At 40.8% G+C, this 8,979-nt stretch carries 9 protein-coding genes; 6 read left to right on the top strand and 3 right to left on the bottom strand.

Annotated elements, in window-relative coordinates; all coding sequences use genetic code 11:
* Window positions 1–218: 218 nt before the first annotated feature.
* The 4 genes from BFI01S_RS19810 to BFI01S_RS19825 all read left to right on the top strand — a co-directional run bounded on the left by BFI01S_RS19810 (window position 219) and on the right by BFI01S_RS19825 (window position 3,091).
* On the top strand, window positions 219–491 hold the full coding sequence (locus tag BFI01S_RS19810) for a CD3324 family protein (RefSeq protein WP_323805931.1): 273 nt from the start codon (window positions 219–221) through the stop codon (window positions 489–491).
* 140 nt (window positions 492–631) lie between these two features.
* Window positions 632–1,270 carry a FusB/FusC family EF-G-binding protein gene (locus BFI01S_RS19815; RefSeq protein WP_061794138.1) on the top strand — a complete coding sequence of 213 codons (639 nt, stop codon included), beginning with the start codon at window positions 632–634 and terminating at the stop codon, window positions 1,268–1,270.
* Window positions 1,271–1,462: 192 nt separating this feature from the next.
* Window positions 1,463–2,080: a DUF47 domain-containing protein gene (locus BFI01S_RS19820; RefSeq protein WP_009331529.1), complete on the top strand. Its 618-nt coding sequence runs from the start codon at window positions 1,463–1,465 to the stop codon at window positions 2,078–2,080.
* 12 nt (window positions 2,081–2,092) lie between these two features.
* Window positions 2,093–3,091 carry an inorganic phosphate transporter gene (locus tag BFI01S_RS19825; RefSeq protein ID WP_061794139.1) on the top strand — a complete coding sequence of 333 codons (999 nt, stop codon included), beginning with the start codon at window positions 2,093–2,095 and terminating at the stop codon, window positions 3,089–3,091.
* A gap of 34 nt (window positions 3,092–3,125) precedes the next feature.
* On the opposite strand, the gene BFI01S_RS19830 is transcribed toward BFI01S_RS19825, so the two are convergent.
* Together BFI01S_RS19830 and BFI01S_RS19835 are read right to left on the bottom strand one after the other, a co-directional pair.
* Entirely contained in the window at window positions 3,126–3,446 is a 321-nt protein-coding gene (locus tag BFI01S_RS19830) for a hypothetical protein (protein WP_061794140.1), read from the bottom strand.
* A gap of 54 nt (window positions 3,447–3,500) precedes the next feature.
* Window positions 3,501–5,162, bottom strand: a complete 1,662-nt coding sequence (locus BFI01S_RS19835) for a M20 family metallopeptidase (protein WP_061794141.1) — start codon at window positions 5,160–5,162, stop codon at window positions 3,501–3,503.
* Window positions 5,163–5,440: 278 nt separating this feature from the next.
* On the opposite strand from BFI01S_RS19835, the gene BFI01S_RS19840 reads away from it, so the two are divergent.
* Together BFI01S_RS19840 and BFI01S_RS19845 are read left to right on the top strand one after the other, a co-directional pair.
* Complete coding sequence (locus BFI01S_RS19840) at window positions 5,441–6,742, top strand: NCS2 family permease (protein WP_061794142.1); 1,302 nt, start codon at window positions 5,441–5,443, stop codon at window positions 6,740–6,742.
* Between the two features lie 126 nt (window positions 6,743–6,868).
* Window positions 6,869–7,441 (top strand): YitT family protein, encoded by a 573-nt coding sequence (locus tag BFI01S_RS19845; RefSeq protein ID WP_061794143.1) that lies wholly within the window; start codon window positions 6,869–6,871, stop codon window positions 7,439–7,441.
* A 37-nt stretch (window positions 7,442–7,478) separates the two neighbouring features.
* Here BFI01S_RS19845 and BFI01S_RS19850 read toward each other — a convergent pair whose 3' ends face one another.
* Window positions 7,479–8,867 carry an L-cystine transporter gene (locus BFI01S_RS19850; protein ID WP_061794144.1) on the bottom strand — a complete coding sequence of 463 codons (1,389 nt, stop codon included), beginning with the start codon at window positions 8,865–8,867 and terminating at the stop codon, window positions 7,479–7,481.
* Between the last annotated feature and the right edge of the window lie 112 nt (window positions 8,868–8,979).

The raw sequence follows: 8,979 nt of genomic DNA on the forward strand, positions 1-8,979 counted from the left end.
GTTATAATATAATAATATCCACTTTTCAGGAGGTGATGGGAATGGCCATTGCAGCTGCAATGCCTGATAATGCAGCGTCTCATGCAAAGCCTGATATTGGTGGCGATACTTTGCATGAGGCGGTAATGGATTAACATATTATCGCCCATTCAGCTAAAACCATTTCTGATATCGGCTTTGCACCTTATTCATTTTTTATTTTCAAAATAAATAAGGAGCTGGCAGAAATGAGTTATGTAAAAGCTAATGCCGTTTTACCGGAGAATCTGATAGCAGAGATTCAAAAATACGTTCAGGGTGAGGCTATTTATATCCCCAAGCCAGAAAAGGACTACCGAAAATGGGGATCCCGCTCTGGAGCAAGAAAAGCTCTGGATGAAAGGAACCATTCTATTAAAAGTGAATTCCAGAACGGCAAAACCATCAGTAAATTGGCTGAAGAATATTTCCTTTCAGCCGAAACAATCAAAAAAATAGTTTACAAAAAATGAATTATTCGCACTGAACCTTGTTCAGTGCTTTTTCATATGCCAAGTTCATTTCCTAATCATTCTATACATTTACATTTTTATGTAATTCTTATAAAGTGAAGTTGATATACGAAGGTGCTGAAGGTATAGGAGTGTGTATAATGGAACCTTTCATCAGAAATGATCAATATAATTTTATTAAATATCAGACGCAAGTGCTGATCCATGGCCATGCATCTGTCAATGATACAGGAGTGCTGAATGCACTGAAATCTCTTTCTGCAGAAAAGGTATTGAGCCTTTTTGCAGAGCTAAGTGAGGAACAAAACCAGCTTCTTTCCACAGTCAGTGATATAAAAGAAAGAGATCATGCAGATGCCTTCTTAGCGCATATAAAGGACTATGTAATACCCTTTCCTTCTATAACTGAACAATCGATCAAAAAAATGTTTCCAAAAGCAAAGAAATTAAAAATGCCAGCACTTGAAGATATCGATTTCAGGGAAATCAGCTACTTGGGATGGGACGACAAAGGCACAAACAGGAAGTATATGATCAGCCTGCTCGATGGCAAACTGACTGGCATATATGGAACATTCAAACCGCTGAGCAAAAAAGGAATCTGTGCCATCTGCAACAAATTTGAAGAAACAGGCATGTTCTTAACTGAAACCAAGGGTACTCAGTTGGGCACTTATACAAAAAAAGGAAATTACATTTGCCATGACAGCCGGAAATGCAATGAAAATTTGAATTCACTGGAACAGCTTCATGACTTCATTGGAAGGCTGAGAGGATAGACTGTCAGCACCCAATAATTAAGACACCGCCGAGATTGGCGGTGTCTTTCTTTCAGCTATAAATAGTCTCTTCGTTTATTCTCATAAAATCAGGGAATATTACTGTAATAAAAAAAACTATCATATTTTGTCGATTTCGTATAAAATAATTACGTTTGATTGTATTTTCCTAAAATAATTGGGGGTAAAAAAATGGTTTTTAAGAAGAAGGACAAGTTTAACACATTGTTAAGCAATATTTCTGTAAATTTAAAGGATAGTGCGATTTACTTTGCCGACTATAAGATTAACAATGTCAGTGATTTAAAAACCTTTTCAAAAACAATGAAGGATTATGAAACAAAAGGGGATTCCTATGTTCATGAAGTCATTAAGGAATTAAATAACGCTTTTATTACACCGATCGAAAGAGAAGATATTCTTCACCTTGCCATGAGCATGGATGATGTGCTGGATGGATTTGAAGAATGTGCTGATTTATTTGAAATGTATTCTATGACACAGGCAGATGAATTTATGCTGAAGTTCGTGGATGCCATCAAGAATTGTGCAATTGAAATTGAAAAGTGCGTAGAACTTCTGTCAACTAAGAAATTATTGCAGATCAGAGAACATGCAATCAAAATTAAAGATTACGAATCCAAATGTGATGGTGTCCGCCGTCAGTCAATCAAGCATCTTTTTGCTACTGAAAAAGATCCTATTCGTATCATTCAGTATAAAGAAATTTATGAAACGCTTGAAGATATTGCGGACAGCTGCCAGAATGTCGCCAATACGCTCGAAACCATCATCATGAAAAATGCTTAAGGGGCGATCTTAATGGATTTAATATTTATTATAACAATCTTAATTGTCATTGGTGCCCTGGCATTTGACTTTATCAATGGTTTTCATGATACAGCAAACGCAATAGCTACCTCGGTCTCCACTAAGGCTCTTAAGCCAAGGCATGCCATCATACTGGCAGCAGTCATGAACTTTGTGGGTGCCATGACATTTACCGGGGTTGCCAAAACCATTACAAAGGATATTGTGGATCCTTTTACCTTGCAGAATGGTTCTCTTGTCATTCTCGCCGCTCTAATCGCAGCGATATTCTGGAACCTGCTGACGTGGTATTATGGCATCCCAAGCAGCTCTTCCCATGCGATCATCGGGTCGATAGCAGGTGCTGCGATTGCTGCTGCCGGATTTTCAGCTTTAAACTATCAGGGATTTTTAAAGATCCTTCAAGCACTTATCTTTTCGCCGTTAATTGCATTTGCAGCCGGTTTTATTGTTTACAGCATCTTTAAGATTGTTTTCAAAAACAACAACCTGACTAAAACAAACCGGAACTTCAGGCTGTTCCAGATCTTCACTGCTGCTCTTCAATCCTATACACACGGAACAAATGATGCACAGAAAGCTATGGGTATCATTACAATGGCACTTATAGCAAACAACTATGTCACTTCAAATGATATTCCATTTTGGGTACAGTTTTCCTGTGCATTAGCTATGGGTCTCGGAACTTCTGTCGGCGGCTGGAAAATCATTAAAACAGTCGGCGGAAAAATCATGAAAATCCGTCCTATAAATGGTGTTGCAGCAGACCTGACAGGTGCTATGATCATCTTTGGCGCTACATATATCCATCTGCCGGTCAGCACTACTCATGTTATCTCCTCTTCCATCCTGGGTGTAGGTTCTGCCCACAGACTTAAGGGTGTAAAGTGGGGAACAGCGCAGAGAATGCTTATTACTTGGGTAATCACATTGCCGATTTCGGCAACATTAGCAGGCATTGTTTACCTCATCTTAAATGCAATTTTTTAATGTTAAAAGGAGCGGGACTGGCCTGCTCCTTTTTTTATCTAATGCTTTGCCCCATTATCAGTTCATCCATGGGTATTTCAGAAAAAGCCTTGTACCTCATAACCTTCTCATGAAAGGAAAGAAAATGCGTCACATCATTAGGAACAGCTACACAGTGCATTCCTGCCTGAATCCCATCTCTCAGCATCAAAATATCCCTTTGGCTCTGGAATGCTCTTTCTGTTTTTTCCTGAATAGATTTACGATTAACTTTAATGCCTAATTTATCATCAATATAATTAAAAAGAATATCATCTGTGGTGCCAATGCCCTTCGCAAAATCCTCCAGCTCATCGCCTCCGAATTCTATCCTCATATTAGACGATATTATCCGGATAAGGTTACTTTTACCTCTAAAAACTTAAATTCCCTATTTTTCAAATATTCTTTTTGTAAGCTTACGGATAACCTCAGGCAAAATTTCAAAAGTATACGGTTTATAGACCCGCTCAGTCCACTTGTGTCCAGCCTTGCCATAGACTCCTAGGTTTATCACAGGTATATTTAAGTCTCTCATCGACTTTAATGGAAGTGGAAAAAGGCTGTTTAAAGCAGGAAAATTCTTTTTAAGAGATTGTATGTCCTCATCCGAGCCGTCAAAAGATAAAAAACTTCCATCAGATAAGTAAGGGAAATATTTGCGCACTTTGAATGTTTCGCCTGTTTTCTTAGCCTCTTCAGCAAGCACTTCCTCCAGACAACTTTTTAAAAAGATGCCTCTTTCTGCAGTCACATCAATCGTGTTGGCAGGAAGAAAGGGTGTTCCATAAAATAAGATCACTCTAGGCTTCTTCTCAGGGTCTGATTGGTGAAGTGATTCTACTATATCAAAAGCAATCATTCTGGCATCATTTTCATGAAGCGAGCTCTTATTCCTTGCTTCTTCCATTACACTCACAGTATCGATGCCCTTTTCTTCAAGATAGACAAGAAAGTCATCTAAAGCCGTCACTTCTGTTCCCCAGTCCAGCTGTCTTTCCGGCAGCTTATTGACTGTCCGAAAATCCTTATAGGCACCTTCCAGGCGGTGCTCAACTGCGATGGCCGCATCTTCTGCAATCATTCTCAGTTCTTTCGAAAGCTGCTTAAGAGGTTTCTCATAGAAAAAGTAATTGAAGTAAACTCTGCACCCAACTGCCGTCTGAACGTCATAGCGTCTTTTATCATCCCTCATATATAAACAGCTTGGCGGAAGCACCAGTTCTCCTTCCAGCTTCTCAGTCAGCTGAAAATTCTGGCTGATGCGCGCAGTCAGCTCTGCAGCAATTAATGTAGGATCAATTCCCGCAAGACTTTCACCAGCGTGGGCCTCCCTTCCGAAAATGGAGAAACACGGCAATATCTTGCCTGCTGTACCCGTGTAAATATACTTAGTGGCATCTCCATCATACAATGGCGAGATAAAATCATTATTTATGGCAGCCATATATTCCAGATCCATTTTTTCTTTCAGCCTAAGCAATTCGGAAAGTGCTGCTCTGCTTCCTTTATGCTCACCCTCCTCATCAGCATTGAACATAACAAGCAAATTCCCGTCCAATTCACCGGGATTTTCCGAGAAAAACAGGAGATTGGCCAGATGTACAGCAATTCCGCTCTGCATATCCAATGCCCCTCTTCCAAAAAGCCACTCATTGGACCGGGCATCTTCCTGCACTTCCGGATCAGAGCCATATTGTACAAAAAATTCCTGAAGCTTATCGGGATCATGGGCCATGCCCTGAATGGGACCAAAATCCTCAGTGCCGACCGTGTCCAAATGGGCCAGATATATAATGGTCTTTTTGCTCATCGACCTCCCCTTCAGGAAGGCAAACACATTCTTGCGGCCCAGTTCATCTCCGGGGATTTCCTGGGTCCATACTATATGATCATTATCCTTAAAAGATGGATACGAACAGATTACTTCCTTTAGAAAGTCAGCTTTATGCCCTTCTCCATCTGAATGGTTATAGCTCTCGATCTGTACAAGGGCCTTTGTTAAATATTCGGCCTGCTGACTCAGGTTCATTGTTTTAAGATTTGCAAACATTGGCCAACCCCATTTCGTTTTCGTTTGACATTAGTGTATAAGCATACTCTATTGATAATCAACACATTTTTATATCGCGGAAAGCAAATTTCCGCATCAGCACTAGGAAAGCTTTTTTCTATATATTAGGATGAAACAGCCAATATATAGAATAATAACATTAAGGTCTTGAAATTTTCATTAAAAACGAATATTATATTATTTGTGCTTTTTAAACGTTCGTATTTATCAATAACACATATAACCTGAAAGAAGTTATAGTTTATGGGGGACTTACTATGTTCAAATTAAAAGAAAATCAAACAAACGTAAAGACCGAGGTCTTGGCAGGCATCACGACATTCCTAACTATGGTTTATATTGTGGTTGTAAACCCTGTCATCTTATCTGATGCAGGTGTACCTTTTGAGCAGGTCTTTTCCGCTACCATTATTGCAACTGTTGCAGGTACTCTCTGGATGGCACTGTTCGCCAATTATCCGATTGCCATCGCACCGGGAATGGGCCTGAACGCCTATTTTGCCTACTCTGTTGTCGGAACCCATGGAAATATTGATTACATGACTGCATTCTCAGCAGTATTTATTGCTGGTATTATCTTCATTATATTGTCGCTTACCCCTTTCCGGGAAAAGCTGATCATTGCGATCCCTGATAATTTAAAGCACGGAATTACTGCCGGAATCGGTTTATTTATTGCCTTTATCGGCTTGCGCTTAACCGGGCTGATTACAAGCCACCCAACAAATCTTGTTGCACTCGGAGACTTGCATTCTCCTCAATCCATTCTTGCCCTTGTCGGCCTTGCTGTAACTTTAATTCTCATGACGCTCGGGATTAACGGGGCTTTATTTTTTGGCATGATTATCACTGCCCTGATTGCCTTCTTTACAGGACAGCTTTCTTTTGACCAGGGATTTGTTTCACTGCCTTCGCTTCCGGATGGAATCATCATTTTAAATCCATTTGAAGCAATTGGAGATGTTATCCAGCACAGTTTATACGCCGTTGTTTTCTCCTTCCTGCTTGTAACGATTTTTGATACGACTGGAACGATGATCGGCGTTGCCCAGCAGGCCGGATTAATGAAAGGCAAAACGATGCCCAGAGCACGTGAGGCCCTTTTATCGGATTCCATCGCTACTTCTATCGGTGCCATGTTTGGCACAAGTCCAACTTCGGCATATATAGAATCATCAACAGGAGTATCAGTCGGCGGAAGAACAGGATTAACAACCTTGACTGTTGCAGGTTTGTTCCTGCTTTCAGCTTTCTTCGGACCTCTTGTCAGTGCAGTATCAGGTCTTGCTGCTATTACTGCACCTGCCCTGATTATTGTTGGAAGCCTGATGATGGGCAGCATTTCTCACATTAAATGGAATGAACTAGATGAAGCTTTCCCTGCATTCCTGATTATCTTAAGCATGCCGCTGACATCCAGTATTGCAACAGGAATTGCACTTGGGTTTATCGCTTATCCGCTTATGAAAGCAGTAAAAGGAAAATGGAGAGAAGTTCATCCCCTGGTATATTTATTTGCAGTATTATTCTTTTACCAGCTTGCGTTCCTGCCACACTAACCACTAACCGGAAGATCAAAAGCTTGTCCAAACCGGACAAGCTTTTTTGCATGGAACCGCTTCTATTTCATCCCTGACCATTCATATTCTATAAGTATAGAATGGACAAGTTAGGGTGATAGGCTTATGTTTGAAAAGCTGCTTGTAACTTTAATAGGAAGTTTATTATTAGGCATTGGCATTAACGGCTTTCTTGTCCCCCACCATTTACTTGACGGGGGCATTATTGGCATAGGGCTGATCCTCCATTATTATTACGAATTCCCCACTGGATTGAGCATGATTGTCCTGAGCATTCCATTATATGTACTTGCCTGGTTTTATGAGAAAAAATACTTCTTCTATAGCCTGCATGGCCTTCTGATTTCATCCTTCATTATTGATTTGCTTGCTGCTTTGCGAGGTCAGTTTGAGCTTTCCATATTGCCCAGCTCCATTTTAGGCGGCTGCCTGGTGGGTTTTGGGATCGGTCTTATGCTCCGTTACGAAACAAGCACAGGGGGCACAGACCTGCTTGCACAGCTTATGACAAAGCTTCTTCCTATTAATATCGGCGCTTTAATATTCGCAATTGATGGATTGGTTATTTTAAGCGGATTAAAGATAGTCGGTATTGAAAAGTTCCTGTACTCTTTTATAACCATACTATTCGTGGGCGCCATGACGTCCTTAATGGTTATAAAAAAGACGGTCAAATGAAAAAAATCGACAGGTGCCAGGCACCTGTCGATTTTTCTTATGCTTCTGCTTCTAATTTTTCATTCATATCGTTATAAAGGCTTCCATCCATTTCACCTGTGACTCTGCTCGTTAGGATACCGGAGGTCATGGATCCGCTGACATTGAGGGCTGTGCGTCCCATGTCGATTAGCGGTTCAATTGAGATCAGCAAGCCAGCGAGTGCAATAGGCAGGTCAAGGGCAGATAATACCAGGATCGCTGCGAATGTCGCACCGCCGCCGACCCCTGCCACACCAAAGGAGCTGATCGCTACAATGAGAATGAGAGTAAAAATAAATCCCGGTGACAGCGGATTAATGCCCACAGTCGGAGCAATCATTACAGCAAGCATGGCCGGATAGATTCCCGCACATCCATTTTGGCCGATGGAAAGGCCGAATGATCCTGCAAAGTTGGCAATTCCTTCAGGAACACCGAGTGACTTTTGCGTTTTAATATTCAAAGGCAATGAACCGGCGCTTGTTCTTGACGTAAAAGCAAAGGTCAATACCGGGAATGCTTTTTTCAAGTATGTGATTGGATTTAATCCGCTTAATGTTAAAAGCAGCAGGTGAATCAGGAACATAATTGCAAGCGCCACATAAGAAGCAATAACAAATTTACCCAGATTTAAAATGGAGTCAAAATCACTCATGGCAACTGTTTTCGTCATAATTGCCAAAACTCCATATGGTGTTAAGCGTAAAATTAATGTAACAACACGCATGATAATTGCATAGAATGCATCCACAATTTTCGCAAAGAGTTCAGCCTGCTCTGGTGATTTCCTTCTCACACCAAGATAAGCAATTCCTAAAAAGGCTGCAAAGATAACGACTGAAATCGTAGATGTTGGTCTTGCCCCTGTAAAATCAAGGAACGGGTTAGCCGGAAGCAAATCAAGCATTTGCTGCGGGAACGTTCTTCCTTCAATGCCCTGATATGTTTCTTCAAGCTGTTGCCCGCGGGCAGTCTCAGCATCGCCTTCGCTGATTTGGACAGCCTCCAAGTCAAAACCAACAGCTGTTGCAATTCCTACAGCAGCCGCAACTGCAGTGGTACCTACAAGCAGTCCAAGGATAAGCACACTTATTCTTCCAATATTATTTGTTAATTTCAGTTTAGTAAAAGCACCTAAAATCGAAATGAAGACAAGCGGCATGACGATCATTTGCAGGAACTTGACATAACCTCCGCCAACTAAATTAAACCAGTCTGCAGATTTGGCAATGACCTCAGCACCCGGTCCATATATCAGCTGAAGCGCGAAGCCGAACAGGATCCCTAAACCAAGCGCTGTAAACACACGCTTTGAGAATGAGATATGCTTTTTTTGCATAAAGAATAATGCGCCTAAAAGCAGAAGCATTACGAAAATATTTAAAATTAAAAGTCCTATACTCATCGGACTGAATCCTCCCCAAAAGATGTATATTATAATGACTTACTATAATACAGGTATTCCTATGAGTCAAGTCGGAATTAAAATTTAAATTTTCTTATTATATATTCCATTC

The organism is Cytobacillus firmus NBRC 15306 (assembly GCF_001591465.1).
Lineage (GTDB): Bacteria > Bacillota > Bacilli > Bacillales > Cytobacillaceae > Cytobacillus > Cytobacillus firmus.